The 26,293-nt window shown below is 66.0% G+C and carries 23 protein-coding genes; 13 read left to right on the forward strand and 10 right to left on the reverse strand.

Annotated features, from left to right (window positions below; genetic code table 11):
* Positions 1 to 6: 6 nt before the first annotated feature.
* The 3 genes from ACG2LG_RS16100 to ACG2LG_RS16110 are packed head-to-tail and all read right to left on the reverse strand — an operon-like array spanning position 7 to position 1,823.
* Positions 7 to 1,143: a permease gene (locus tag ACG2LG_RS16100; RefSeq protein WP_396260675.1), complete on the reverse strand. Its 1,137-nt coding sequence runs from the start codon at positions 1,141 to 1,143 to the stop codon at positions 7 to 9.
* A gap of 57 nt (positions 1,144 to 1,200) precedes the next feature.
* Complete coding sequence (locus ACG2LG_RS16105; RefSeq protein ID WP_396260676.1) at positions 1,201 to 1,593, reverse strand: type II toxin-antitoxin system VapC family toxin; 393 nt, start codon at positions 1,591 to 1,593, stop codon at positions 1,201 to 1,203.
* Positions 1,584 to 1,823, reverse strand: coding sequence for an antitoxin VapB family protein (locus ACG2LG_RS16110; protein WP_396260677.1), 240 nt, complete (start codon positions 1,821 to 1,823; stop codon positions 1,584 to 1,586). The genes ACG2LG_RS16105 and ACG2LG_RS16110 overlap by 10 nt, the downstream gene beginning before the upstream one ends.
* 114 nt (positions 1,824 to 1,937) lie before the next feature.
* Between ACG2LG_RS16110 and prfB the strand changes: the two genes are divergently transcribed.
* From prfB to ACG2LG_RS16125, 3 genes are all read left to right on the forward strand, one after another.
* Positions 1,938 to 3,075 (forward strand): peptide chain release factor 2 gene (prfB, locus tag ACG2LG_RS16115; protein ID WP_396260679.1). Its coding sequence is split into 2 segments (ribosomal slippage): positions 1,938 to 2,015 and positions 2,017 to 3,075, totalling 1,137 coding nucleotides; the frame shifts between segments, so codons are not numbered across the junction.
* Positions 3,076 to 3,374: 299 nt separating this feature from the next.
* Entirely contained in the window at positions 3,375 to 3,830 is a 456-nt protein-coding gene (locus ACG2LG_RS16120) for a nucleotidyl transferase AbiEii/AbiGii toxin family protein (protein ID WP_396260681.1), read from the forward strand.
* A 218-nt stretch (positions 3,831 to 4,048) separates the two neighbouring features.
* The gene (locus tag ACG2LG_RS16125; protein WP_396260683.1) at positions 4,049 to 4,474 is read left to right on the forward strand and encodes a hypothetical protein; all 426 of its coding nucleotides are present in this window, start codon (positions 4,049 to 4,051) and stop codon (positions 4,472 to 4,474) included.
* A gap of 11 nt (positions 4,475 to 4,485) precedes the next feature.
* Here the strand turns inward: ACG2LG_RS16125 and ACG2LG_RS16130 are convergent, their stop codons facing one another.
* Both ACG2LG_RS16130 and ACG2LG_RS16135 read right to left on the reverse strand, forming a co-directional pair.
* Positions 4,486 to 4,878, reverse strand: a complete 393-nt coding sequence (locus ACG2LG_RS16130) for a type II toxin-antitoxin system VapC family toxin (protein WP_396260684.1) — start codon at positions 4,876 to 4,878, stop codon at positions 4,486 to 4,488.
* Positions 4,875 to 5,114, reverse strand: coding sequence for an antitoxin VapB family protein (locus ACG2LG_RS16135; RefSeq protein ID WP_396260685.1), 240 nt, complete (start codon positions 5,112 to 5,114; stop codon positions 4,875 to 4,877). Before ACG2LG_RS16135 ends, ACG2LG_RS16130 begins: the two co-directional genes overlap by 4 nt.
* 88 nt (positions 5,115 to 5,202) lie before the next feature.
* Here ACG2LG_RS16135 and ACG2LG_RS16140 point away from each other — a divergent pair, with 88 nt between their 5' ends.
* On the forward strand, positions 5,203 to 5,832 hold the full coding sequence (locus ACG2LG_RS16140; protein ID WP_396260687.1) for a hypothetical protein: 630 nt from the start codon (positions 5,203 to 5,205) through the stop codon (positions 5,830 to 5,832).
* 7 nt (positions 5,833 to 5,839) lie between these two features.
* Here ACG2LG_RS16140 and ACG2LG_RS16145 read toward each other — a convergent pair whose 3' ends face one another.
* Positions 5,840 to 7,015, reverse strand: coding sequence for an MFS transporter (locus ACG2LG_RS16145; RefSeq protein WP_396260689.1), 1,176 nt, complete (start codon positions 7,013 to 7,015; stop codon positions 5,840 to 5,842).
* A 191-nt stretch (positions 7,016 to 7,206) separates the two neighbouring features.
* Between ACG2LG_RS16145 and ACG2LG_RS16150 the strand changes: the two genes are divergently transcribed.
* From ACG2LG_RS16150 to ACG2LG_RS16180, 7 genes are all read left to right on the forward strand, one after another.
* Positions 7,207 to 8,334: an NAD(P) transhydrogenase subunit alpha gene (locus tag ACG2LG_RS16150; RefSeq protein WP_396260690.1), complete on the forward strand. Its 1,128-nt coding sequence runs from the start codon at positions 7,207 to 7,209 to the stop codon at positions 8,332 to 8,334.
* A 62-nt stretch (positions 8,335 to 8,396) separates the two neighbouring features.
* On the forward strand, positions 8,397 to 8,702 hold the full coding sequence (locus ACG2LG_RS16155) for an NAD(P) transhydrogenase subunit alpha (protein WP_396260692.1): 306 nt from the start codon (positions 8,397 to 8,399) through the stop codon (positions 8,700 to 8,702).
* Positions 8,699 to 10,123: an NAD(P)(+) transhydrogenase (Re/Si-specific) subunit beta gene (locus ACG2LG_RS16160; protein WP_396260693.1), complete on the forward strand. Its 1,425-nt coding sequence runs from the start codon at positions 8,699 to 8,701 to the stop codon at positions 10,121 to 10,123. Before ACG2LG_RS16155 ends, ACG2LG_RS16160 begins: the two co-directional genes overlap by 4 nt.
* A gap of 116 nt (positions 10,124 to 10,239) precedes the next feature.
* Positions 10,240 to 10,914, forward strand: a complete 675-nt coding sequence (locus ACG2LG_RS16165; RefSeq protein ID WP_396260695.1) for a response regulator transcription factor — start codon at positions 10,240 to 10,242, stop codon at positions 10,912 to 10,914.
* Positions 10,911 to 12,269, forward strand: coding sequence for a histidine kinase dimerization/phospho-acceptor domain-containing protein (locus ACG2LG_RS16170; RefSeq protein ID WP_396260697.1), 1,359 nt, complete (start codon positions 10,911 to 10,913; stop codon positions 12,267 to 12,269). The genes ACG2LG_RS16165 and ACG2LG_RS16170 overlap by 4 nt, the downstream gene beginning before the upstream one ends.
* 103 nt (positions 12,270 to 12,372) lie before the next feature.
* Positions 12,373 to 12,657: a hypothetical protein gene (locus tag ACG2LG_RS16175; RefSeq protein WP_396260699.1), complete on the forward strand. Its 285-nt coding sequence runs from the start codon at positions 12,373 to 12,375 to the stop codon at positions 12,655 to 12,657.
* A gap of 190 nt (positions 12,658 to 12,847) precedes the next feature.
* Entirely contained in the window at positions 12,848 to 14,020 is a 1,173-nt protein-coding gene (locus ACG2LG_RS16180) for an adenylate kinase (protein WP_396260700.1), read from the forward strand.
* Positions 14,021 to 14,162: 142 nt separating this feature from the next.
* Here the strand turns inward: ACG2LG_RS16180 and ACG2LG_RS16185 are convergent, their stop codons facing one another.
* Positions 14,163 to 15,227, reverse strand: a complete 1,065-nt coding sequence (locus ACG2LG_RS16185; protein WP_396260702.1) for a substrate-binding domain-containing protein — start codon at positions 15,225 to 15,227, stop codon at positions 14,163 to 14,165.
* Positions 15,228 to 15,361: 134 nt separating this feature from the next.
* Between ACG2LG_RS16185 and ACG2LG_RS16190 the strand changes: the two genes are divergently transcribed.
* Complete coding sequence (locus tag ACG2LG_RS16190) at positions 15,362 to 18,841, forward strand: beta strand repeat-containing protein (protein ID WP_396260704.1); 3,480 nt, start codon at positions 15,362 to 15,364, stop codon at positions 18,839 to 18,841.
* 219 nt (positions 18,842 to 19,060) lie between these two features.
* Positions 19,061 to 22,318: a carbamoyl-phosphate synthase large subunit gene (gene carB / locus ACG2LG_RS16195; protein ID WP_396260705.1), complete on the forward strand. Its 3,258-nt coding sequence runs from the start codon at positions 19,061 to 19,063 to the stop codon at positions 22,316 to 22,318.
* A gap of 136 nt (positions 22,319 to 22,454) precedes the next feature.
* On the opposite strand, the gene queA is transcribed toward carB, so the two are convergent.
* From queA to ACG2LG_RS16210, 3 genes are read right to left on the reverse strand one after another with little or no spacing between them, the layout of a single operon-like run.
* Entirely contained in the window at positions 22,455 to 23,456 is a 1,002-nt protein-coding gene (queA, locus tag ACG2LG_RS16200) for a tRNA preQ1(34) S-adenosylmethionine ribosyltransferase-isomerase QueA (RefSeq protein ID WP_396260706.1), read from the reverse strand.
* A gap of 4 nt (positions 23,457 to 23,460) precedes the next feature.
* Positions 23,461 to 24,138: a class I SAM-dependent methyltransferase gene (locus ACG2LG_RS16205; protein WP_396260707.1), complete on the reverse strand. Its 678-nt coding sequence runs from the start codon at positions 24,136 to 24,138 to the stop codon at positions 23,461 to 23,463.
* Between the two features lie 47 nt (positions 24,139 to 24,185).
* Positions 24,186 to 26,231, reverse strand: a complete 2,046-nt coding sequence (locus ACG2LG_RS16210) for a glycosyltransferase (protein WP_396260709.1) — start codon at positions 26,229 to 26,231, stop codon at positions 24,186 to 24,188.
* Positions 26,232 to 26,293: the final 62 nt, after the last annotated feature.

Here is a 26,293-nt window from a genome sequence, read left to right on the forward strand (position 1 = left end):
CCGGGTTCATGACTGATTCAGCAGCCACGAAATCACCAGCACCTGGGGAGTGGTGATGAGCGGCAGGGCGAAGGTGGCCTTCCACGACTTCGTCGTCTCCTTCAGCGCCATGATCTCGGTGTAGTCGGTGGCCGCGCCGGCCATCAGGAAAGTGAAGGCGTTGCCCGGGGCCCCGGCGCGGTTGAGCAGATCGGCGGCGATCGGGCTCGATCCCTCCGAGCAGACCTCGATCACGCTGGTCGCGACCAGCGTGAGCAGCAGGCCGAGCAGGCTGGGGCCGAAGTACTGGTTGAAGACCTCGGTCGGAACGAAGGCGCGGACCGCCGCCGCCATGGCGAAGCCGAAGAAGATCCAGCGCAGGATCATGCGCGACTCGCTGAGGCCACCGCGCACCATCCGGCCCAGGTTGCCGCCGCCGGGGCGGATGTTTTTCCCCACCTCGCGCAGACCGTCGCGCAGGCGGTAGTCCGCATCGACCTCGACGGTGTGGCGGTTGGCCGGAAGCGCGCCCCGTTTCACCAGGAAGTCGGCGATCCGCCCGCTGATGATGCCGATGACCATCGACAGCGCGATGAAGGCGAGCGTCCATTTCAGGCCGATCAGGCCGATCAGGATGAGTGTGAGCGACAGCGAGTTCCACGGGCTCGAGACGAGGAAGGCGATGACCTGCCCGAGCGACGCGCCCTTGCGATAGAGCTGCATGCCGACCATCAGGATGCCGTGGTTGCACAGGTCGAGCAGCGTGCCGGCGAAGGTGGCGCGGACGATGCCGCCGATGGTCCCGCCGCGCCCGAGCAGCCTCGAGACCACCTCCTTCGGCACCTGGCCGAGCACGCCGACCGCCACGATCCCGATGAGGATGCCCCACCACGCCTTGGTCATCAGCTCCCACGAGCCGTGGGCGAAGGTCTGCCACCACCCGGGGCCCGCTCCGATGAAATGCCCGGCGATGCCGGCGGCGACCAGCGACAGGGATCCCCACAGCAGCCAGTCGACCTTGCCGCGACCCCCGCAGCAGGAGTCGCCCTCCTTCGGCGGGTCACCCCCGCCGCCACAGCAAGAGGGCGACGACGCCTCTTCCTTCCCCCCGCCACAGCAGGGCTTCTTGGGCTCGGGGTTTTTTCCGCTGCAGCAGTCGCTCATGAGACGCGGGTAAGGTCGGGGCATCCGGGGGCCCCTTCAAGTCATCGCTAATGACTGTTAGAAAGGCACGACCTTCAGATCCGGGACGCGCCCGAACTCCCGTTCGTTGTGGGTCACCACGCCATACCCGTGGACGCGGGCGGTCGCGGCAATCCACAGATCGTTTGTGCCGATTAGATTGCCGTCGGCGGCCAAGTCCCGGTAGAGGCATCCGTACTCCCAGCTGATCTCGGGACTCCAGGGAAGCACGGGAAAGGGCGAACAGAGGCGTCGCCATCCGCTCAGCCCGTCCGCGAAATTCCCGCAGGCGAGTTCGCCGACGACGGCAAAATTCACGAACAGGGATTCGTCCGGGAACCGGGCCGCGAAGTCGTCGAGGAACTGCGGATCGTTGCGCTTGATCCGCCTCTCCAGTTCAATGACGAAGCAGGTGTCGAGGATCAGCCCCATGGATTGTCGGGGATCGTGTCGTTTGCGGCGGCGGCCTCGATCTCATCGAGCACCTTCGCATCCACGCCGCTGCCGCCCTGCTGCATGTGCTTGCGCAAATCAGCAAAGGTTGGCGGCGGCTCCGACAGCCGGGCACGACGGACCACCGAGGAGAAGGATTCCCCCTTCCGCTTGGCCGCCTTCAGTTTCTCGTAGGCGTCCAGCTCCAGACTGATCGTCTTCGTAGCCATGCATGAACCATGCATGAAATGGAAGGGGGTGTCAATCCAAGTGGCAGGACAAAGGGCGTGGGGGGCGCTTCGTTCTTGTGTCCGGGGCGGTGCTGCCGTTCCCTCCGCCCCGCGATGGCTGAAATCCGTACCACCGACCTCACGACGCTCGACACCGAGGCGCTTCGCAAGCGCATCGCCGAGCTCGGGAGGTATCTTTGACGTCGAAAAGCTGAACCGCGAGGTTGCGACCCTCGAAGAGTCCATGGGGGCGCCCGATTTCTGGGACGATCCCGGAAAGGCCCGCCAGACCAGTGAGCGGGCGGCTTCCCTCAAGAAGAAGGCCGAGACCTTCGCCCGGCTGGAGTCGGGGCTCGCCGACGTGCTGGCGGCGATCGAGTTGGCCAAGGAGTTCGACGACGACGACGCGGCCGCCGAGGCGGTCGAGCAGGCACGACAGTTGACCAAGGACATCGCCGCCTTCGAGCTGGTCACCCTGCTCGACAAGCCGAACGACGCGGCCAACTGCTTCGTCCAGATCCAGGCCGGCGCCGGCGGCACCGAGGCCTGCGACTGGGCCCAGATGCTGCAGCGGATGTATGTCCGCTGGGCCGAGCAGAAGGGCTACAATGTCGAGACGATTGATTACGAGGACGGCGAGGAGGCCGGCCTCCGATCCGTGACGATCAAGGTCACCGGTGAGAACGCCTACGGTTTCATGAAGAACGAGCGCGGCGTCCACCGGCTGGTTCGCATCTCGCCCTTCGACTCGGCCGGCAAGCGCCACACCTCCTTCGCCTCGGTCGATGCCACCCCGGAACTCGACGACGAGATCAAGATCGAGATCGCCGACAAGGACATCGAGATCACCACCGCCCGCTCCGGCGGCAAGGGCGGCCAGAACGTCAACAAGGTGGAGACCGCGGTGCTGCTGCGCCACCTGCCGACCGGCATCCTGATCAAGTCGACCGCCGCCCGGACCCAGGGCGCCAACAAGGAACTCGCGTTCCAGATCCTCAAGGCGAAGCTGCTCCAGCTCGAGGAGGACAAGCGCGCCGCCGCCGCCGAGCAGGCCTACGGCGAAAAGGGCGAGATCGCCTGGGGCAACCAGATCCGCTCCTACGTCTTCCAGCCCTACCAGAAGGTCCTCGACCTCCGCACCGGCGAGGAAAGCGGCAACATCCAGAACATCATGGATGGCGACATCGACGCCTTCATCGAGGCCAAGCTCCGCGGCAAGGTCCGCGTGAAAGGCGCGAAGGACGAGGACTGACGGAGCGCCGGCTTCAGCCGACCGTGGCCGGGCCTTCCAGGCCCGTGGCCCGATCGACATTGCCGAAGCCGGGCCCTCGAACGCCAGGGCATCGACCGCTGCCCACCCCTTTCATTCGGACCCGTCGCCACCGCCGCTCCTCGACACTTCCCGTTTCGCCGGTTAGGTTGCGGCTGTGGAGAAAGTCGCGATCAAACGCCCGCTTGAGTCCGAGGACATCCCTCCGCGGATCGAGGACCGCGATGAGGCCATGGCGATCTTCGAGGAACTCCTGTCTCGTGGCCGAGCCTTTTACCCGGATGCCGATGAAGCTGCACCCCGACGTTCGCGAGTTTGTCGCGTTGTGCCTCTCGCGGAAAGTTGAGTTCCTGATCGTGGGCGGCTACGCCCTTGCCTTTCACGGAGCTCCGCGGTTTACCGAGGACATCGATCTGATGGTCCTCGTCTCCCCGGAGAATGCCGAGCGCCTCGAGGCAGTGATCGAGGAGTTCGGTTTCGGTGGCATTGGGATCAGTCGCAGCGACTTCCTCGACGAGGGGCAGGTGATCCAACTGGGCCGTGCTCCCAACCGGATCAATCTGCTGACGGGTATCACCGGCGTGACGTGGGAAGATGCGCGCGCTTCGCGGATCCCGGTCGATCTCGACGGCTTGTCTGTGTTCGTCATCGGCAAGTCGGAACTCGAACGGAACAAGGAGGCGACGGGCCGGCCTCAGGATTTGGCGGATCTGGCGAGGTTGCGAAGAGAGGCATGATACCCGGATCAGAGGTTCGCTTTCGTCACGACGACCTTGAGGCAGCGCTCCAAAAGCGCGCCAAACGTCAGCGCAGGTGGCTGATCCTCGGGGCCCTGTGGGTTCTGGCGTGGGCCAGTTTGTTCGGGAACTCTCTATTGCTTTACAACGTCTGGCCTTACTACCCGGTTTGGCATCGGGCGGTGTTTGACTTGGTGGTTTCGCCCTTCGCGATGGGGATGTTCTTTCTGCCGGCGGCGTTGGTGGGGCGCGCCCTTGGCCGCATCCCGAGACTACGGGGTGTTCGTGATCTGCTCATCCTGGGCCTGCCGGTCCTCGTCGCGTTTGGGATGCAGATTCCCGCGTTGCTCGACCGTATCCAGCCCGAGCGACGGTTCGAACGTCTTGCCGGCGTGGCGTTTCCCGCGGAAGCGGTGATGCTCGACTACCGCTCGATCAGCGCGGGCATCGACTACAGCGTCGAATTCGAGTTCCGAGCTTCGGAAGAGGCTTTGCGGCAGTTGGTGGATGATCTCGGTTGGGGGGAGGGGAACCTCAGGGGCTCCACCGAGGAATTCCACTTGGACCATGATCACGGCGGCTTCAGCAAGCTGACCATCAACTGGATGTCCGGAGTGGCAGTCTTCGAGTACGTGGACGTCTGATTACGTCAATTCTAGTAGCTCATGACGGACAGCCCCGGCACCCTTTCGAAGTGCGAGAGGTTGTTCGTGACCAGCGGCAGGTCGTGGGCGAGCGCGGCAGCGGCGATCCACAGGTCGTTGGCCCCGATCAGCTGCCGGCGGTCGCGCAGGTGCCGGGTGATGAAGGCATAGCGGTCGGCGACCGAACGATCCACCGGCACGATTTCGAAGCGCGCCAGCATCGCCCCGCAGGCCGGATGATCGACGCCCCCGAAGCCTTCCGCAAACTCGCCAACCGTCGTCCAGCTCAAGCGGGCATGGGAAGCCGGATGGAGCCGCAGGAATTCGTGGGCCCGTCCCTCGCCCCGCCGCAACTCGCGCTCGAGGTCGATCAGGAAGCAGGTGTCGAAGAGCAGAGCCTTCACGACCACGCGTCGTCAGGGGCCGCGTCTTCTGCCTGGGCCCGCTCCAGCCGCTCCAGCACCTCATCATCCACTACCGGGATTTTCGACAGCGAGGCGAGCAAGGCCCCACAAGTCTTGCCCTGCTCACCCCACTCGGCGCGCTTGATCACTTGGGAAAACGACTCCTTCGGCTCCCGCCGCGCGCCCGAAAGTCGCTCGTACGCCTCCAGATCGATCGAGATCGTCTTCGTTGCCATGCATGCACCATGCATGCAGGCATGCCGCTTGTCAATTTCCTCGAGTGGGTCGCTTCGTTTCCGCGACCTGTGGTATTGAGGTCCGGCCATGGAGGACGCCGCACTCGATCACCCCGCCCGGACCGGTGCCCGTTTGCGGAAGGCGTTTCTGGTGGCGGCGGGGGCCTACACCATGCCCTTTCTCACGCTCCTTGTCCGGGCGCTGGTCGTGAACACCGATTGGAGGGATGCCGTGGCGGACCTGCACGGGCACTACCTCCTCCTCCTCCTCTCCGGCTTCCTGTTTCCCTTCGCCCTCGTGCTGCACGGGTCCGGCTACGGGATCATCCGAATCGCGGCCCCGGTCTGCAGGAACCGGGCCTGGTGGATGGGAGGCTTCCTGCCCCTGCTGGTGGGTCTGTCGGTGCTGGTCGTTCCGGCGATCATGGATCGGATTTCCCCACAGCGGTACTTCCACCGCGTGACCGGGCACGAGCTGCCCCCCTCCGCCGAAGTCCTCGCTCACGAGCGCTACTCCATCATCGTCGAGGACGAGTTCCGCCTGGAATTCGTGGCGCCTGTCGAGGAGGTGCGGGCGTTCATGCGTGCCTTCGGATTCAAGTCGGCACAGGATTCGGGAATCGAGTGTTTCGACTCCGTTCCGGTGCAGGGAAACCACGGCTCGCTGGAGGTCGATTGGGATCGCGGCGAAGTGGTCTTCGAGTATTTCGACGCCTGACTGTCGACTATTCCTCCATCGCCTCCACGTCGCGCGTCAGCAGCACGAGCCCGGCGAGCGGGAGGATGAGGCACACCGAGAGGCCGGCGAGATGGGAACCGGTGAGGTCGCGCAGGAATCCCATCGGCAGCGGGGCCACGGCGGCGGCGGTGAGGACGACGGTGCCGGCCGAGCCCTGCACCGCGCCGAGCCCGTCCCGTCCGTAGAAGCGCGCCCAGGTGACCCCGCCCATCACCCCCGAGCTGCCGGCGACCGCCCCGACCAGCAGGGTGTAGATCCACATCATCGCACCGGGTTGAAGCAGGTGCGCGAGGAGCAGGCAGAGCATCTGCAGCAACAGCGAAGCCCGCAGAATCCGGCGCACACCGAAGCGGTCGACGAGGGGCCCGGTGATGAGGGTGGTGACGGCCGAGGCGACGGCCAGCACCGACAGCATGCCGGCGGCCGCACCGCCGGAGATCCCCCGGTCGGCGAACAGCGAGGCCTGGTGGAAGACCAGCGCGGTGACGACAAAGGGCGCCGCGGCCAGCGCGATGGCCAGGATCCAGAAGCGCGCCGAGCGGAACACGCGGCGGTCGGCCCGCCGTTTCGGGATCGGCTGCGGCACGCCATCCCCATCGGGATGCTGGCCGAGCTCCTCCGGCGTGTTGCGCACCATCAGGGCGGCCACGCCGAGCAGCACCACCAGCAGGATGCCGCCGGTCCACGCGTAGCTTTCCCGCCACCCGAGGGCGGCGATGGCGGCAAAGCAGGCGGGGGGAAGCACGGCACCGGAGAGAGAGACGCCGAGGCCGGCCAGCGACATCGCCCGGCCGCGGCGACGGGCATACCACTGCATCACCAGCAGGCTGCCGAGCAGGACCAGCGTGCCCTGGCCGAGGGCGCGCAGCACGGCGAGCGAAACGGCGAGTGGAACCAGTCCCCCGCTGACCGCCATGCCACCGCAGGCGGCGGCCATCACCACCGCGGAAAGCGCCAGAGTACGACGGATGCCGTAGCGGTCCGCGGCCCGGCCTGCCAGCGAGGCGACCAACGCGCTGAGCAGGCTGCCGGCCGCGTAGATGCCGGCGAAGGTGCCACGGGAAATGCCGAAGCTTTCCAGCAGGAAGGGCTGGAAGACCGAGAAGGTGAAGGACTGGCCCGGGCCGGAGCAGAAGCCGATCACGAAAGCCGCCGCAATCATGCGGCTGCCGGAAAATCGTTGCAGGCTCGGGTTCACGGGTCCGGGCCTACGCCAATCGCGCCCGATGCACCAGAGCGGCTTGTCTTACCCGCCAGTGGCATGATGGACGGCAGCAGGGGAATTCATCTTGTCTTCGGCAGGTTGGCTGGCTTGCATGGCAGGTGGCTCCGCGCCGATTCGGAGACATTCCCATGTTGCTCTTCGTCCCCAAGGAAACCCGCCCGTTGGAGTCACGCGTCGGGTTGGATCCCGCCGCCGTCGCGAGGCTGGTGAAGCTGGGTGCCGCGGTTGCGATCGAGGCCGGTGGCGGCGAGGCGGCCGGCCATCTTGACGCCGACTATGAAGAGGCGGGAGCAACGATCCGCACCGATCTTGCCGCGGCCCTTGGCGAGGCGGACTTCGTCATCCGCGTCCGCCCGGCGGAAGTGGAAGAGGTTGCCCTCCAGAAACCGGGATCCCTTGCGACCGGGCTGATGGATCCCTTCGGCTCACCTGAGCGGATCAAGGCCTACGCCGATGCCGGGGTCAGCGCCCTGTGCAGCGAACTCATCCCCCGCACGACGCTGGCGCAGAAGATGGACGTGCTCAGCAGCCAGGCCAACCTCGCCGGCTACATGGGGGTGGTCACCGCCGCGGAACGGCTCGATGCCATCCTGCCGATGATGATGACGCCGGCGGGCACGATTTCGCCGGCCAAGGTCTTCGTGATCGGGGTCGGCGTGGCGGGCCTGCAGGCGATCGCCACCGCGCGGCGGCTGGGAGCGCGGGTCGAGGCCTTCGACACGCGTCCCGTCGTCGAGGAACAGGTGAAATCGCTGGGTGCCAAGTTCGTGAAGATCGACATCGGCGAGACCGGCGAGACCGAGCAGGGCTACGCCCGGGAACTCACTCCCGAGCAGGTCGAACTCCAGCGCCAGGGGATGGCGAAGATCTGCAGCGGGGCGGACATCGTGGTCACCACGGCCAAGGTTTTCGGGCGCAAGGCGCCGGTCCTTCTCACTGCCGGCATGATTGCCGGCATGCGGCCCGGCAGCGTGGTGGTCGACCTCGCCGCCGAGGGTGGCGGCAATGTCGAGGGCACCGTGTGCGACGAGGAAGTGGTCACCGATGCCGGCGTCCGCATCATCGGCTGGGGTGCCCTCGAGGCCCGCGTGCCCCGCCATGCCAGCCAGATGTTTGCCGCCAACATCGTCAACCTGATCGAGCACTTCTGGGACGGGGAGACCTTCCCGCTCAGGACCGACGACGAGATCATCAAGGGCTGCCTGCTGACCCATGGCGGGCAGATCGTCCACGAACGCTTCAAGCCTGCAGGGTAGGGCGATGCGCGACAACTTCGCGCGCTCCTTCATCCACCATCTTCCATCCGCCATCCTCCATCATGGAACTCGCCCCGCTCCTCCTTCTTCTGTTCGCCTTCACCCTGGCGATTTTCCTCGGCTTCGAACTGATCTCGAAAGTCCCGTCGCAACTCCACACGCCGCTGATGAGCGGGTCGAACGCCATTTCCGGCATCACCATCGTCGGCGCCCTGCTGGCGCTCAACACCATGGAGGGACCCGCGGCCAAGTGGCTCGGCTTCGCCGCGGTCGTCTTCGCCTCGATCAACGTCGTCGGCGGCTACATGGTCACCGACCGCATGCTGGCGATGTTCAAGAAGAAGGACAAGGGAGGGCCGCGGCCATGAACGCGGTCCTGATCAACCTCCTCTACATCGCCGCCTCGATCTTGTTCATCTTCGGGATCAAGTGGCTCGGCTCGGCCGACACCGCGCGCCGGGGCAACCGGCTGTCGTCGGTGGGCATGCTGCTGGCGGTGGTGGCCACGCTGCTCTACCTCGGGCTCGACTGGCCGATGGTGGCCGCCGGGATCCTCCTCGGCGGCGCGATCGGTGCGGTCGCGGCCACGCGGGTGCAGATGACCGGCATGCCGGAAATGGTGGCCCTTTTCAACGGCTTCGGTGGCCTCGCCTCGCTGCTGGTCGGTGCCGCCGAGTATGCCAAGCTGCGCGTTGGCGGGGTCGACCACTACCTCGAACTGCTGCAGGCCCAGAGTGGCGTGACGGTGCCCGGCTGGTTCGTGCTGGTGGCGATCGGACTCACCGCGCTCATCGGCGGCATCACCTTCACCGGCAGCCTGGTCGCCTGGGGCAAGCTGTCCGGCAAGTTTCCCGGGAAACCGAGCCTCTTCTCCGGCCAGCAGTTCGTGAACCTGGTGGCGATGGTGGCGGCGGTGACCGGAATCGTGCTGATGGTCGCCGGGGGCGAAACCGCCTGGGCCGTTTACGCCGGGGTGGCGTTGGTGGTCCTGGCCCTGTTGCTCGGCGTGCTCATCACGGTCCCCATCGGCGGCGGCGACATGCCGGTGGTGATCGCGCTGCTGAACTCGCTGTCCGGCATCGCCGCGGCGATGGCCGGTTTCATCATCCTCAACAACGTGCTGGTCGTCGCCGGCTGCCTGGTCGGCGCCTCCGGGCTCATCCTCACCGGCATCATGTGCAAGGCGATGAACCGCTCGATCGGCAACGTGCTCTTCAGCGGCTTCGGCGCGACCGCGCAGGCCGGCACGGGGGTGACCGGCGAGATGAAACCCTCGACGGTCGAGGACGCCTACTACGTCCTCGAGGCGGCGCAGAGCGTGGTGATCGTCCCCGGCTACGGCATGGCGGTGGCGCAGGCCCAGCACGCGGTCAAGGAACTCGCCGGCATCCTCGAGGAGAACGGCGCCGAGGTGCGCTTCGCCATCCACCCGGTCGCCGGCCGCATGCCCGGCCACATGAACGTGCTGCTCGCCGAGGCCGACGTGCCCTACGAAATGCTCCAGGAAATGGACCAGGTGAACCCGATCATGCCGACCGTCGACGTCGCGATCGTGATCGGCGCCAACGACGTGGTGAATCCCGCCGCTCTCGACGACCCCTCGAGCCCGATCTACGGCATGCCCATCATCCACGCCCACGAGGCGCGGACGGTCTACTGCCTCAAGCGCGGCCAGGGCGCCGGTTTCTCCGGCCTGGAGAACGCCCTCTTCTTCGGCGAGAACACGCGCATGCTCTACGGCGACGCCAAGGCGACCGTCAGCGCGCTGGTCGCGGAGTTCGGGAAGTGATTCCGCGAAACGAACGGCTCGTCATCTTCCCATCATCTTCGGTCGGTGAGAGTGGCGGGAGCGGCTGCGGAAACCGCTTGTCGCCGGTAGTGGGGGCTGGAGAATCGGAGAAAAGGATGCGCGTGTTGTTAGTCGAAGATTCGAACCGCCTGCGGGCGGCGGTGGCGCGGGCGCTGAAGCGCAGCGGCTACGTGGTCGACGAGGCCGACAACGGCGAGGACGGCCTGTGGCGCGCACGGGAGTTCGCCTACGACGTGGTGGTGCTCGACCTGATGCTGCCGAAGCTCGACGGGCTGGACGTGCTGGCGGCGCTGCGGCGCGAGGAGAACCGGGTGCCGATCCTGCTGCTCACCGCGCGCAACACGGTCGAGGATCGCGTGGCGGGCCTCCGCGGCGGGGCCGACGACTACCTCGGCAAACCCTTCGCGCTGGAGGAGCTGCTGGCCCGGGTCGACGCCCTGTGCCGGCGGCGTTTCGACCACCCGTCGACCCTGATCCGGGTCGGCGACCTCGAGGTCGACACCGACCGGCGGACGGCCTCCCGCAGTGGCGAGCGGCTGGATCTCACCGCCCGCGAGTACCGCCTCCTGCACGTGCTGGCGCTGCAGCCCGGCAAGGTGATGGGCCGCCCGGAACTCGAGCAGCACCTTTACGACGAACTCGCCCCACCGATGAGCAACGTGGTCGATGCCACCGTCTATCAGCTCCGACGCAAGCTGGGCGCGGCCGGCGCCGGGACGCCGCTCATCCACACCCGCCGCGGCCAGGGATACGTGCTGGAAGAGACATGAAATCGATCCGCCGCCGACTCACGCTCACGTTCCTCGCCGCCATCGGGCTGCTGGGGATCGGCGCGGGGGCGGCGATCTACCTGTCCTACCGCGCGGGCCTCATGGCGGGGTTTGAGAACGAGTTGCAGACCTTGTGCCGGCAGGTCCGCACCGTCGGCTCGATGGGTGGCGGTGGCGGCGGCGGGCCGCGCCGTGGCGGACCGTGGCGGCGGTTCGACCCGGTGGCGATGGAGGAGCTGGGCGACGGTGTCTACTGGCAGGTCCGCCTGGACGACGAGGATGCCGCCGTCCGCTCGGACAACCTGCCGGACGAGCTTCCCTGGCCCGCCGACGGCGAGGCGCAAGTGGTGGTGCTCGCCGACGGCACCCGGGTGATGGCGGCGGGTCACCGCTTCGGCATGGGCAGGGGAAGCTTCATGCAGGTCACCGTCGCCCGCCCGCTCGACGAGGTGGAGCGGAAGCTGCAGCGACTGCTCGGAATCCTGCTGGTCTCGGGTGCCGGACTGATGGTGCTCACGGGTTTCGGCGTGCGGCTGGTCGTCGGTGCCGGTCTCGCCCCGTTGCGGCGGATCGCCGGCGAGGTGGAGCGCATCGACGTTTCCTCGCTGGACGAACGCTTCGACCAGCAGGGCCTTCCCGAGGAGCTGCGGCCGATCACCGCCCGGCTCAACGACCTGATGGAGCGCATGGACCACAGCTTCGCCCGCGAACGCCGCTTCAGCGCCGATCTCGCCCACGAAATGCGCACGCCGCTGGCGGAAACGAAGACCATCGCCGAGACCGCGCTCAAGTGGCCGGAGGAGGGCGGGCCCGAAGCATGGGGCGAGGTGGTGGCCTCGTCGGAGCGGATGGAGCGCGTCGTCCACGCGATGCTGCAGCTCGCCCGGATCGAGCGCGAGCGGCCCGACGGCGAAGCCGGATCCTTTCCGCTGCGACCACTCGTCGACGAGTTGTGGTCCGACCATGCGGCGACCGCCGCCGCCCGGCGGGTGACGTTCGAGTGCCAAATTACGAAAGATGCCGTACTTCAGGGGGATCGTTCGTGGTGGTCCCACCTGCTCGGCAACCTCCTGGGCAACGCGGCCGAGTATGCGGACGAGGGCGGGTGCGTGACCGTGTCCGCCGGGGGAGGTGAGACGCTGGTCGCCGTGCGGAATCCGGCATCGGACCTGGACGAGGTGCAGGTCGGGAAGCTCTTCGACCGCTTCTGGCGTGCGGACGGGGCCCGTGGAGAAAGCGACCACTGCGGGCTGGGCCTTTCCCTGGCCCGCGCCTGCGCCGAGGCCATGGGCTGCCGGCTCGAGGCGGAACTCATTGGCGATGCCGAACTCGAGATCCGGGTCGTGCGGGAATGAGGTGAATTTTTTCTCCACCGTCATCTTCGGATCATCTGCGGCGGGTATTCTGGGAGGTGCCATCAAGGCAGTATCACCAGAAACCAAAACACCGAAACCAGACATGAAAACACTACTCATCACCCTCGGCCTCGTCGCCTTCACTCTCCAGGGAGCCCAGGCCGCCAACGGCAACCCACTCCGTCATGGCCAGCAGGGATTTGCCCAGAGCGGGGACTATTTTGCCAAGGGCAAGGGAGGCGGCGGCAATGGGAACGGCCAGCGCGAACGCGCGCGCAAGCGGGATGGCGACGGCGAGTGTGATGGCAACGGCAACGGCCGGCGCGAGCGCCAACGCAAGGGCAACGGCGGTGGCAACGGCAATGGCCAGCGCCGGGGCGGTTCGTGAAGCTCCAAGCCTCACCACGGGCCCCACTCCGGGGCCCGTTCGGGATCGGGTCGCTTCGGCGGCCCGATCGTGGTTCCAGGGCAAGGGTTTGCCGGCCTTCCGGAAACAACCCGGGTTTCGTCGTCGATTCTGCTGGATCGGCCGGGTCAAAGGCGCTGGGATGGGTCGAAGGATCTAACCATCCGCACCCATGCTCAATATAGCGCTTTTCGGACCGCCCGGTGCCGGCAAAGGCACCCAGTCGGAACGGCTGATCGAGGAACACAAGTTGTTCTACATCTCCACCGGTGACCTGCTCCGCAAGGAGCTCAAGGAGAAGACCCGCCTCGGATTGGAGGCCCAGGAAATCATCGCCTCGGGTGGACTGGTCTCCGACGAGATCATCGTCCAGATCATCGAGCAGACGATCACCGACAACCCCGACTCGGGAGGCTTCCTCTTCGACGGTTTTCCGCGGACCTACATCCAGGCCTACATCCTCGACGGCCTGATGATGAAGCTGAACACCTCGCTGCATTGCCTGATCAGCCTCGAGGTCCCCGAGGAGGAGTCGGTGCGCCGCCTGCTCGACCGTGGCAAGACCTCCGGCCGCTCGGACGACAACGAGACCGTGATCCGCAACCGCCTCCGCGAGTACCGCGAGAAAACCCTGCCGGTCCTGAATTTCTACCGCGACAAGGGAATCTGCCACGATGTCGACGGCACCGGCACGGTCGAGGAGGTCGCCGCCCGGGTCCAGGAGGTCGTGGCCGCCGAGCTGCGCAAACGCCTGCTGAACGTCGTCGTCTTCGGCTACCCGGGGTCGGGCCGCGGATCCCAGAGCATGATGCTGGCCGAGAAGTACGGCCTCGAGTTCGTCGCCACCGGGCGCATGCTCGAGGAGGAGATCCGCAGCGGAAGCGAACTTGGAAAGCGGGTGCGCGAACTCTACGAGAGCGGTGAGCTGGTGCCCGACGAGATCGTTGTTCGCCTGATCGAGAAGAAGCTCGAGCAGACCCGCGACACCGCCAAGGGCTACATCTTCAAGGGCTACCCGCGGACGCTGGTGCAGTCGTACATCCTCGATGGCCTGCTCAAGAAGCACGGCTCGTCGCTGAACATGATCCTCGAGATCGACGTGCCGACGCTGGACCTGATCCAGCGCCTCGACGCCCGCTCGAAGACCGACCGGGCGATGCCCTACGACAGCGAGCTGCCGAAGATCGTGAAGCGCCTGCAGGAGCACGAAACGAAGACGATTCCCGTCATCGAAAAGTATAAGAAGCTCCACGGCGTCGAGCAGATCGACGGACGGGGTGATTTCGACGAAGTCGCCGAGCGGGTCTCGGCGGTCGTTGAGCGCGCCTTCAAGCACATGCGCTGAGCGAACGGCCCGCCTGGTCCCGGGAGAGCGGCTTCACGATCCGGGTCGGCAGCCTGAACGTGGCGGCGGATTGCATCCGCCATGCCAACCCACGGCTTCCGCGTCTTCCGTTGGACGTGGCGGGTTGATGGGGCCGGCCGCCCTATCGGGCCTTGCCGATGGTCCCGCCGGGAACGAACTCCGCCAGGGTCTCGACCTGCCCGACGTCGCGCTTGCCGCGGCTCAGGTGGTCCGCCCAGCGGACGATGCGCCGGACCACGGGTGCGGGATCCCAGCGGATGTGCGCCACGCTCGGTTGCAGCCAGTCGAACCAGTCGGCGTGGTCGGTGCAGACCAGCGACACGTCCTCGGGCACCCGCAGACCCTTGCGCCCGAGGAACTGCATGACCGCGCCGAAGAGCGGGGCCTCGTCGATGATCATCGCCGTCGGCGGGCTGTAGCGGAACAGCAGCTCCAGCCTCTGGTGGAGGCTCTCGATCCGGCCGTCCCAATCGGGCAGTTGGTAGCGTCCCAGAGGAATGCCATGGGCGGCGATCTCGGCGAGGAAGGCCCGCTCGGAGGCGCCCGGCTCGGGAATCCGCCGCTCGGGCGGGCACAGCAGGACGATGCGGCGGTGGCCGAGGCGGATCAGCTCGCGGGTGGCCGCCGCATAAGCCGGCGGCTTGTCCGGTCCGACGCCGGGGATGAGCAGCTCGCGCCGTCGGCCGAAGAGGGCGAAGGCCGGCACCTTTTGGGCGACGAACCACTCAAGCACCTCGAACGAGCCGCCGAGCACGATCCAGGCATCCGCCTCCGTTCGCCCGACCAGGCGGGCGACCCGCGCCACGTCCATGCCGAGGTCGACCAGGCACTTCTTCACCGGGGTGAGGTCGTGGCCTTTCTCCACGAGCTGGTGCTGCAGTTCGACCAGGTAAGCCAGCTCGCGGTCGGTCGGGCTGTGGAAAAGGATGCCGATCCTGAGCACCCGGCCGGTCTTCCAGCCGGGGGGCAGGGTGATGCGCCGCTGCCGCCGCCGTCCCTGGGAGGCGAGAAGTCCTTCCGCCTCGAGCAGCCGCAGCGCCGCTTCGACCGTGTTGCGGTTCACGCCCAGCATCTTCTCCAGCCGCAGCACCCCGGGCATCAGCCCCTCGAATCGCCCGGCCTGCACCTCGCCCCGCAGGAACGCCGCCAGCTGCTCGCTCGCACTCAACAACCGGGGGCGTCGCATGGGCGATTCTTACTGGAATTTAGGATAGAGCCCAAGATCAAAAACTCTGGAGGAGGCTCTCGCTGTGGAGAGGGTGGTGGGGCATGTCTCTGACAAAATCCAGAGAAACCCACACCGCAAACCTCCCTATCGCCATGAAACGAAAAACCAACATCATAATAACGAGCCCGCTCATCGCCGCTGTTGCAGGGCTTGCCCTCACCGCTGGCACTGCCAGCGGCCAAATCACCCAGGATTTCGAGAGCACGACCGCACCTGATGTGCCGACTGGGTGGGCGACCATTGGCGTGGGTGCCGAGGGCACCTATGCAACCACCGCTGGCGAGGGCAATCCCGGCCAAAGCGGCAACCTCGATTGGACCGCAAGCAATCAAACCGCGCCCGGCGTCTATCTCGTGAACTCCGGCGCTGCCTTCGACGCGACGAAGCCCATCAGTGGCAGCTTCGATTTTTATGTAGTTGAAGAGGGAAACTACTCGAATGCGAATTTCATCATCGGTGATGTGCAGGATGGACTTACAGGCGACGCTGGAGAATTCATCAACGTCTGGATGTGCGAACAGCAGTTCGGAACACGCGCCCGTGTCTATGATGGCTCGAATACGCTGCTCTTCAGCGGAGACGGCAACAATAACTACGCGTTCAAGACCAATGAATGGGTGAGCGCGACCTTCACTTGGACTCCGACCGCCGGCAAGACGGGCACCTTCTCGGTCCTGCTGGACAGTCCGAGCTTCACGAACAGCCCCATGGTCGTCACTAACTACACCTTCGACAGTGCCGCTGCCTATTTCGGCTTCGGCACGGGCAAAAGCGCCTCCCGCTTCGACAACATCAGCATCACCGGAACCCCGTTCACCGGAAACTACTGGGACAGTGACGGTGCCACTGCGGGAGCTGGCGGAACAACACCGACTGGCACATGGGGCACTGACGACTACTGGAGCGTGTCCGCGACTGGCGAAGCAGCCACGGGTGCATGGGCAGCCGGAGCGTCCGCCGTGTTCGCTGCAGGGACGGATGCCACCGGGACCTACACGGTCACGGTGGATGGCAGTCAGGACATCGGCGGCCTGTTTGTCGAGGAAGGCTCGCTCACACTGGCCGACGGCACCTCCGGGGCACTCAATGTGACAGCTTCTGACACCACTTTGCTGATTCAACCGGGAGCCGATGCGACGATCGAAGTTCCTTTCACCGACTCCGGCACGGAAGTGCTCTCCAAGGGCGGTGACGGCACGCTCATACTCAACGCCGACAACAGCGGTGCCACGGGCGGCCTGGTGCTCGGCGGCGGCGTGACGCAATTTGAGTCTCCGGCATCGATCAACGGCTCCGGCGAGACCGTAACACTTGGATCGCTGGGCACGATGGTCTTCGGCGCATCCTTTGTGGACACCAACATCCCCGCAGCGCTCGACCGGATCATTACCACTTCAAGCGGAACAGTTGCCGCCGACAACTATGCGGCAACCGCTTTTGATCTCGACACTCCGGGTCTCACCGACGTCTCGCTAGGGGCGGTTGGTAGTGTCGCCTATACCGGAACGCTCACTCCTGCTGGAACCACTTACCGCCTCGGCGGCGGTGGCGGCACCTTGACCATGTCCAATGGCTTTGGAGGGGCCGGGGATGATCTCGCGGTCCGTGGCCCGGGCACAGTCATACTCGGGGCTGCGAATGCCTACGACGGTAGCACCTCAGTCACTGATGCGACTCTTCAACTCAACGCCGCAAGTTCACTACCGTCGGGCACGACGCTCTCACTCAGTAACGGCACATTGCGCTTGAACGGCAATGATACCACTGTTGCTGTAGGAACCTTGGATGGCGGTGCATTCGAGAATGGCAGCGCCAGCACAGCAGCAACTCTGACAGTCGATAATTCGTCCGCCATCACCTTCCAGGGGACGATTCAAGATGGAGGTGCCGCTGCACTGGCACTCACCAAGGACGGTTCCGGCAACTTGAGGTTGGTCGGCGACCAAGGCTACACAGGCAACACGACTATTTCCAACGGCATACTTGAGGTTGGTAGTCGAAATGACGGAGGTGGCACGCTTGGTGGCGGCAGCTACAGCGGTAACATCTCAATCGCAGCCGGATCTGAACTCTGGCACTGGAATGACACGCAGGAATTCTCGGGTATCATTAGCGGGGATGGCGCGGTGTGGACTTGGTCCGGCTCCAATCTGACCCTTTCCGGTGAGAACACCTACACCGGCGAAACCCGGATTTGGTCGGATACGACATCCGGCAGCAGCCTGACCGTCTCTTCCCTCAACAGCGTCACGGCAGGCAGCATCGAAACCGGCTCAGGCACGGTGGCAACCCCAGTAGCAAGCAGCTCCCTCGGGGCTCCCAGCAGTGAGGCCAATGGTACGATCTATCTCTCAAGGACTGGCAAGCGTGCAAGCTGCACCCTCCGGTATGTGGGCCTCGGCGAAACGACAGACCGCATTATTAACGTGGGCTTTGACAGTTCGTCCAAGCAGACGATTGATGCCGACGGCACGGGCCTTCTGAAATTCACCTCACCCTTCGCCATATCAGCGGGGAGCGGGACCTCATCGGGCGGCATTATTCTACGTGGTACCGGCGATGGTGAAGTCGCCGAGATTGGGACCATTCCCGGATCTTTGGAGAAGAACGACGGAGGCACTTGGACGGTAAACGGAACGAACAGCGTCGACGCCACCACCGTTTCCGCTGGCAAACTCCTCGTCAACGGGACCTTCACATCGAGAACAGGGACCTTCAATGTTAACGGCACCAGTACTCTTGGCGGCACCGCAACGATTAGTGACAGCACCCCCGGCACTGTGAGCGTGGTCCTGGCGGCAGGTGCCAGCCTCGAACCCGGCACCTCAGTGGGCACCCTGACAGTCGACGGTGCCCTCGACATTTCGGCTCCAGCCGGCGGCGCGGGTCTGCTTAATTTTGAGCTCGATACCACTGCTGCCAGCGACCAGATCGCTGTCACCGGTGCGCTGAACATCGGAAGCGGCGCACTCGGCCTGAGCGACTTCAGCTTCAGCGATCTCGGCGGCTTGGAAAATGGCACCTACACGCTCATCAGCAGCGGTGGGCTGACCGGTAGCATTGATGGCGGTGATTCGACCGCGACCGACGCGATTGGCGATGCGGACTTCGAACTGCAAATCAGCGGTAATGATGTCGTGCTGGCCGTCACCGGCCTTCCCGGCGGCGGCCCTTCCTACGCCACTTGGTCGAGTGGTGCGGGTGCCAACGACGACACCAACGGCGACGGAGTGGAGAATGCGGTGGCCTACGTGCTGGGTGCCGCCGATGTGAACGAAGTGATGACCGGCAAGGTGCCGACCCTGGACAACAGCGATCCGGACTTCTTCATCTTCAACTTCCGCCGGAGTGACGACGCGGAGGCGGACGCCACGACGGCGATCGCCGCCCAGTATGGCACCGACCTGAGCGGTTGGACCACCGCAGTGGACGATGCCACCGACGTGATCATCACGCCCACCGACGACTTCTACGACACGGGAGTCGACAAGGTTGAGGTGAAGCTGCGCCGCAGCGTCCTGGCACCCGACGGCCGTCTCTTCGCCCGCCTGCTGGTGACGGTGACGCCCTGACGCGGAACGCAAATTACTCCAATTCCCAACGCCGGTCCCGCCAGTCGGGGCCGGCGTTTTTCTTGGCCCTCGACCGCGTCGGGATGCCTGCCCCCGCCGACAGCCCGGGCTTTTCCCGCAAGCCGCCCTTTACAAGAAGGGGCGGCCCTGCGAAACACCCAGCAATTTACCCCCCGCAGCATCGATTTTCATGCTGCCGGGCCATGTCCCGACATCGCCATGCCCAAAGACACCTCCCTCAAGAAGATCCTCGTCATCGGTTCCGGTCCCATCGTCATCGGCCAGGGCTGTGAGTTCGACTACTCCGGCGTGCAGGCCTGCAAGGCACTGCGGGAAGAGGGCTACGAGGTGGTGCTGGTGAATTCCAACCCGGCGACGATCATGACCGATCCGGAGTTCGCCCACCGGACCTACATCGAGCCGATCACGCCGGAGGTGGTCGAGAAGATCATCATCAAGGAACAGCCCGACGCCCTGCTGCCGACGCTCGGCGGCCAGACGGCGCTGAACTGCTCGATGGACCTCTACAAGTCCGGCACGCTCGACAAGCACGGCGTGAAGATGATCGGGGCGAATTCCGAGGCCATCGACAAGGGCGAGGACCGCCAGCTCTTCAAGGATGCGATGGTCAAGATCGGCATTGACATCCCTCACTCCGGCACCGCCCACACGATGGAGGAGGCCCGCAAGGTGGCCGGCGAGCTCGCCGAGACCACCGGCAAGAAGTTCCCGCTGATCATCCGCCCGGCCTTCACGCTCGGTGGCCAGGGCGGTGGCATCGCCTACAACAAGGACGAGTTCGAGGAGATCATCGCCCGCGGGCTCGACCTCTCGCCGGTGTCCGAGGTGCTGATCGAGGAAAGCCTGCTCGGCTGGAAGGAGTACGAGATGGAGGTGATGCGCGACTGCGCCGACAACTGCGTGGTCATCTGCGCCATCGAGAACATCGACCCGATGGGCGTGCACACCGGCGACTCGATCACCGTGGCCCCGGCACAGACGCTGACCGACCGCGAGTACCAGATCATGCGCGATGCCTCCTTCGCCTGCATTCGCGAGATCGGCGTCGAAACCGGTGGCTCGAACATCCAGTTCTCCATCGACCCGGTGAGCGGCCGGATGATCGTCATCGAGATGAACCCGCGGGTCTCGCGCAGCTCGGCGCTGGCCTCGAAGGCGACCGGCTTCCCGATCGCCAAGATCGCCGCCAAGCTGGCCGTCGGCTACACGCTCGACGAGCTGCCCAACGACATCACCCGCGAGACGCCGGCCAGCTTCGAGCCGACGATCGACTATGTGGTCACCAAGCTGCCGCGCTTCACCTTCGAGAAATTCCCGACCGCCAACGCCGTGCTGACCACCCAGATGAAGGCGGTGGGCGAGGCGATGTCGATTGGCCGCACCTTCAAGGAGTCGATGCAGAAGGCCCTGCGCTCGCTCGAGACCGGCCGCTGGGGCTTCGGCTTCGATCCCAAGGCACCGGTCGCGCCGGAGCGGGAGGAGATCGAGAAGCAGCTCGCCGTCCCGGGCGCCGAGCGGATCTTCTGGCTCCAGACCGCCTTCATCAACGGCTGGACCATCGACGAGGTCTTCGAGGCGACCAAGATCGACCCGTGGTTCCTGCACCACCTCAAGGAGATCGCCGACGAGGGGCGGCGTCTGCACGAGCTGGAGCTCAAGGACGCCAAGCGGCTCGGCTTCGCCGACCGCCAGATCGCCCGCGCCCGCAACCTCGCCGAGGCCCACGACAGCGGTCACGCGCAGTCGAACGTCGAGGCCGTCACCGAGGACTCGGTGCGCGCCGAGCGCAAGGCCGCCGGGATCGTGCCCGGCTACCGGCTGGTCGATACCTGCGCCGCCGAGTTCGAGGCCTACACGCCGTATTTCTACTCCAGCTACGGCGACGAGAACGAGGCCCGCGAGACCGACAAGAAGAAGATCATCATCCTCGGCGGCGGCCCCAACCGCATCGGCCAGGGGATCGAGTTCGACTATTGCTGCGTCCACGCCGCCTTCGCCGCGAAGGAGGCCGGCTACGAGGCGATCATGGTGAACTCGAACCCTGAGACCGTTTCCACCGACTACGACACCTCCGACAAGCTGTTCTTCGAGCCGCTCACGCTCGAGGACGTGCTCAACATCTGCGACCAGGAGCAGCCGCATGGCGTGATCGTCCAGTTCGGCGGCCAGACGCCGCTGAACCTCGCCGCCGACCTCAAGCGCCACGGCGTGCCGATCATCGGCACCTCGCCGGAAAGCATCGACCTCGCCGAGGACCGCAAGCATTTCTCCGAGCTGCTCGACCGGCTGGGCCTCAAGCAGGCCGAGGCCGGCACCGCGGTCGACGAGGACGGCGCGCTCGCGGTGGCCAACCGCATCGGCTACCCGGTGCTGGTCCGGCCGTCCTTCGTGCTCGGTGGCCGGGCGATGATGATTGTTTACAACGATGAGGAGCTGCGCCGCTACATGCGCGACGCGGTCGATGCCTCGCCGGAGAAGCCGGTGCTGGTCGACCGCTTCCTCGACGGCGCGACCGAGGTCGACGTCGACTGCATCGCCGACGGCACCACGGCGGTGGTCGGCGCGATCATGGAGCACATCGAGCAGGCCGGGGTGCACTCCGGCGACTCGGCCTGCTGCATCCCCTCGTATTCGCTTTCTGACAAGATCCGGGAGGAGATCGAGGTCGCGGCGAAGAACCTCGCCCGCGAACTCGAGGTCGTCGGGCTGATGAACATCCAGTTCGCGGTGAAGGACGAGGAGCTCTACGTGATCGAGGTCAACCCGCGCGCCTCCCGGACCGTGCCCTTCGTCTCAAAGGCGACCGGCGTGCCGCTGGCCAAGTATGCGACCCAGATCATGCTCGGCAAGACGCTCGAGGAGATTGGATTCACGGAGACCGTCGTACCTCCGCACTTCTCGGTGAAGGAGGCGGTGTTCCCGTGGAACCGGTTCCCCGGCATCGACATCGTGCTCGGACCCGAGATGAAGTCGACCGGAGAGGTGATGGGCATCGATGCCGACTGGGGAATGGCCTATGCCAAGAGCCAGATCAGCGCCTTCAACACGCTGCCCACCGAGGGCAAGGTCTTCATCTCCGTCGTCGATCGCGACAAGCCGCGGGCCCTGGAGGTGGCGAAGGATCTCGTCGATCTCGGTTTCACCATCTGGTCGACCGGCGGCACCTATCAGCATCTCAAGGAAGCCGGAGTGCCAACCGAGCGCGTCTTCAAGCTTCACGAGGGACGCCGGCCCAACGTGGTGGACATGATGAAGAACGGTGAGATCTCGTTCATCATCAACACGCCGAGCGACGAGGCGGCCCGTGAGGACGAGGTAAAGATCCGCTCGACGGCCATCGCGATGAAGGTTTCGCACGCCACCAACCTCGCGGCCGCCGAGGCCTGCGTGAAGGGGATCCGGTCCCTGCGCGAGCGTGAGCTGACGGTGCAGCCGCTGCAGGATTTCCACAAGTAAGGGGGACCTCCCGTCGCCTTTTCAGGGCCCGTGGGTTCTCATGGGTATCCAGTCCCACTGCTTGCGCTATCGACCGCCTTGCCCTGAGCTGCATCGAATCGCAAGAACGCTGAAGGAAGCGCGATTCCCGCGAATCCTACAACACCAGCATGCAATCGCCGTAGCTGTAGAATCGGTAGCGCTCCCGCACCGCATCGCGGTAGGCCGCCAGCACCGCCTCGCGGCCGGCCAGGGCGCTGACCAGCATGATCAGGGTGCTTTCCGGCAGGTGGAAGTTCGTCAGCAGCACGTCGACCGCGCGGAACTCATGCGGCGGGTAGATGAAGATGTCGGTCTCGCCCTGGTGGTGGGTCTCATCGACGCGCTTTCCGTCTTCCGCCTTCCGCGTGCCGCCCAGGTGCTCCAGCACCCGCGTGACCGTGGTGCCCACCGCCACCACCCGTCCGGCGGCATTCACCCGGCGGGCGGTATTTTCTGTTAGAACATAGCGCTCGTAATGCATCTTGTGTTCCTCGGGCCGTTCGGCGCTCACGGGACGGAAGGTGCCGACCCCGACGTGCAGCGTGAGGAAGTCGTGATCCAAGCCGTCGAGCATTTCCGGCGTGAAGTGGAGTCCCGCGGTCGGGGCGGCGATGGCGCCTTCTTCGCGGGCATAGACCGTCTGGTAGCGGTCGCGATCCGCGGACTCGTCGTCGCGGCCCATGTAATGCGGCAGCGCCAGATGGCCGTGCTCGTTGAGATCCACCGGCGACTCCCATCGCACCAACCGGTCGCCGTTGTCGAAGACCTCGACGACCGTGCCCGTGGTGCCGCCGACCACGACCTCGCGGCCCGCCTTCATCCGCTTGCCCGGCTTGACCAGGCAGCGCCACTCGGTGGGTGAAAGCTGGTCGAGGCACAGCAGCTCGATCCGGCCGTCGTCGGAGAACAAGCGCGCGGGAATCACCTTGGTGTCGTTCAGCACCAGCAGGTCATCCGGTTTCAGAAACTCCGGCAGTTCCCGGAACATGCGGTGCTCGACCGCGCCGGTCTCCCGGTGCAGGACCAGCATTCGCGAGGCCGAACGTTCGGCCAGCGGGCGCGAAGCGATCAGCTCTTCGGGCAGCTCGTAGTGGAAATCCGAGGTTCTGAGGGTCACGTCGCTACTCGGGTTTCACGAAGCGAAGGCAGTAGTTTTCCTTCAGTCCGGGGACCGTGAGCTTCGCATCGAATTTCAGCCCGGCGTCCTCGATCTCCCTGCGAAAGACCTCCTCGCCGGCTCGCACGTGCCCCATCACCCAGTCGCTGGACTTGCCCTCGATGCGGATGAAGTCGATCAAGATCAGGACGCCGCCCGGCCGGAGCGCCTGCTCGAGTGAAGCGAGCGATGACATCGGATACTCGAAGTGGTGGTAAACGTCGCACAGGAAGGCCAGGTCGATGGACTCGGGCGGCAGACCGGTCGAGTCCTCCGGGCACAGCACGGTGGTGATGTTCCGGTGCCCCTCCTGCTTGGCCCGCGCCTGGATGTGCTTGAGGAAGTTGCCATTGATCTCGACCGCATAGACCCAACCTTTCGGGCCGACGGCTTCGGCGAACATCCGGGTGTAGAGCCCGGTGCCGGCACCGATGTCGGCGACACGCATGCCCGGTTTCACCTCGCAGGCGGCGAGTACCGCCCGGCGGGCATCGAAGACCTCGCGGCTTTCCACCTCGAAGCGCTTCAGCCAGTCGTCAACCTTCAGGTCCGGGTCGAGGAACTTCTCGTTGATTCCCGGGCGCACGCTTTCCTCGGCGGCGAGCGGGAGCAGGATCAGTAGGAGCAGCAGGGCCGTCTTCATGCGCCTGAAAATGGGACCTTCACGACCCGCTGCCAAGCGGCATCCGCTCACGAATCCAACTCGGGAACTTCCCGGCCCCAGATGCGGACGAGCAAGCGGCCTTCGCCCTTCTCAAAGACCTCGCGGGCGAGCAGCAGCCGGCTTCCGTTCTTTTCGAGATCCCACCCGTCCGTCGGTCCGGCGGGCTGCCATCCGGCCTCGAGCAGCCGCCGCAGCACCGCCTCCCGCGGCTGGCGGCTGTCGCGCGAGAACTCGTGGTCGGGAGCCTCGAGCGAGGTCGAAGGGCGCGGCACCGGGCCGCGGAAGCGGCCGGTGCGGGCCCGCGAGCGGAGCCGGGGTGCAAGCCAGGTGACGATCCGTAGCAGCCACCGGCCGCGGAAGGAATCGAAGCGCGAATCGAGCGGGCGCAGGGGCTGCATGCGGGTGACGAGGCCCTGGTAACCCGCAAGCCCCATCGGCCCGTGGTAGATGATCGGCTCGCCTTCCGCGCGCACCGGCGCGCCGCTGTAGATGACCCCGCGCCACATGGCATCCCCCGAGGGCGAAAAGCGGTCGGGGTGCTTGTTCCGCAGCAGGCGCTCGGCCCGCCCGTAGCCGATCTGCTGCCGCAGGTAGCCGGTCGGCGAGGTCCTCCGGTGGTGCCAGACGAAGGCATTCGGGGCGAAGCCGATGCGCATGCCCGCGTCGCGAAGGCGCCAGCAGAAGTCGACGTCGTCGCCCGCCGTTCGGAAGGCGGGATCGAAGCCGCCGACCTGGAAGTACGCCGAACGCCGTACCGCGATGTTGCAGCCGGGCACGTGCTCGGCCTCGCGGTCGTCGAGCATCACGTGGCTCGCCGCGCCCGGTGCCGCGGTCACCACCGCACCGGCGAGGTCCCGGGGCGCGGGCGGCAGATTCGGGCCGCCCACCGCATCCCAGCCCTCGCCGAAGACGCGGGCGAGTTCCACCAGCCAGTCGGGATCCGCCTCGCAGTCGTCGTCGGTGAAGGCGACCACCTCGCCCGTGGCCGCCCCGGCCCCGGCGTTGCGGGCCGCACTGAGGCCGGCGGCCTCGAGGCGGATCAGCCGGACATCGGGGAACTCCCGCTCGACGAAGTCCGCCGTGCCGTCGCCGGAGCCGTCATCGACCACGATGATCTCGGCCGCGGGCCCGCGCAGCGATTCGAGCGACCGCAGGCAGGCGCCGATGCGATCGCGGCCGTCGCGGCAGCAGACAATGACGGAGAACGACGGCGATGCCGGAATTCCGGGGCTTTCGGCGAAGGCGGTCCGAACCGCACCGAGGGCCGGCTTGTCGCGCGCCTGGCGATCGGTGAGGCCGAAGTCCCAGTCGGTCACCTCCGCACCCGCGTTCCACCAGCGGTCGCTCCAAGCATAGATGGCCAAACCGGCGGCACCCCCTTCCCGCGCCCGTCGCACCCCCCACGCCAGGGTTTCGGCCTGCTCCGCGAGCCCTCCCCGGCGCGAATCGAAGCCAAATTCCGAGATCATCACCGGGCGGTCGCCGGCGACGTGCTGGAGGCGTGTCAGGTAGCGGGAAAAGTCCTCCCCGTTTTCGAGATAAACATTCATCGCCGTGAAGTCGGCGTTGGCCGGTTCGAGATATTCGGTCGACGGATAGTTCGCGTAGGCCCACAGCAGCCCGGGGGCGATGCCCCGCCCGTCGGCGATCAGCGTTTCGAGCGCTTCGAGCACCCGGGTGGCCCCCATCCAGCGCACGAGATCGGAGGGGACCTCGTTGGCGACGAAGACGCCCGCCATCGCCGGATGTCCGGCGTGCCCGGGGGCCCGCTCCATCAGCGCGAGGCGTGCGCCTTCGATCGTGTGGTCCTTTCCTCCCAGGAAGTCCCGGGCGGAGGGCCAGAGATGCCCGGCGAAAACCTGGAGGCCGTGCGCCGCCGCGGCGTCGAGCAACTCACGGCTCGGCCAGTCGTAGAGTCGGAGCGCCTGGAAGCCGGCATCGGCCATGCGCCGAAAGTCCGCGTCGAAGTCATCCGGCCAGCCGCCCGGGAACGGCCCGTAGGTGACCAGCCGCAGGAACACCCGCTCGTCGCCGAGCCGGAAGAACCTGCCGTCCACCGTGAGCCGTTGCATCGGCGGCAGGCTAGCGCCCCGGGCGGGCCCGCTGCCAGACCCGATCTTGGGGGCGCTTTGGC

Origin of the sequence: Haloferula sp. A504, assembly GCF_044385805.1 — a bacterium.
Classification (GTDB): Bacteria; Verrucomicrobiota; Verrucomicrobiia; order Verrucomicrobiales; family Akkermansiaceae; genus Haloferula.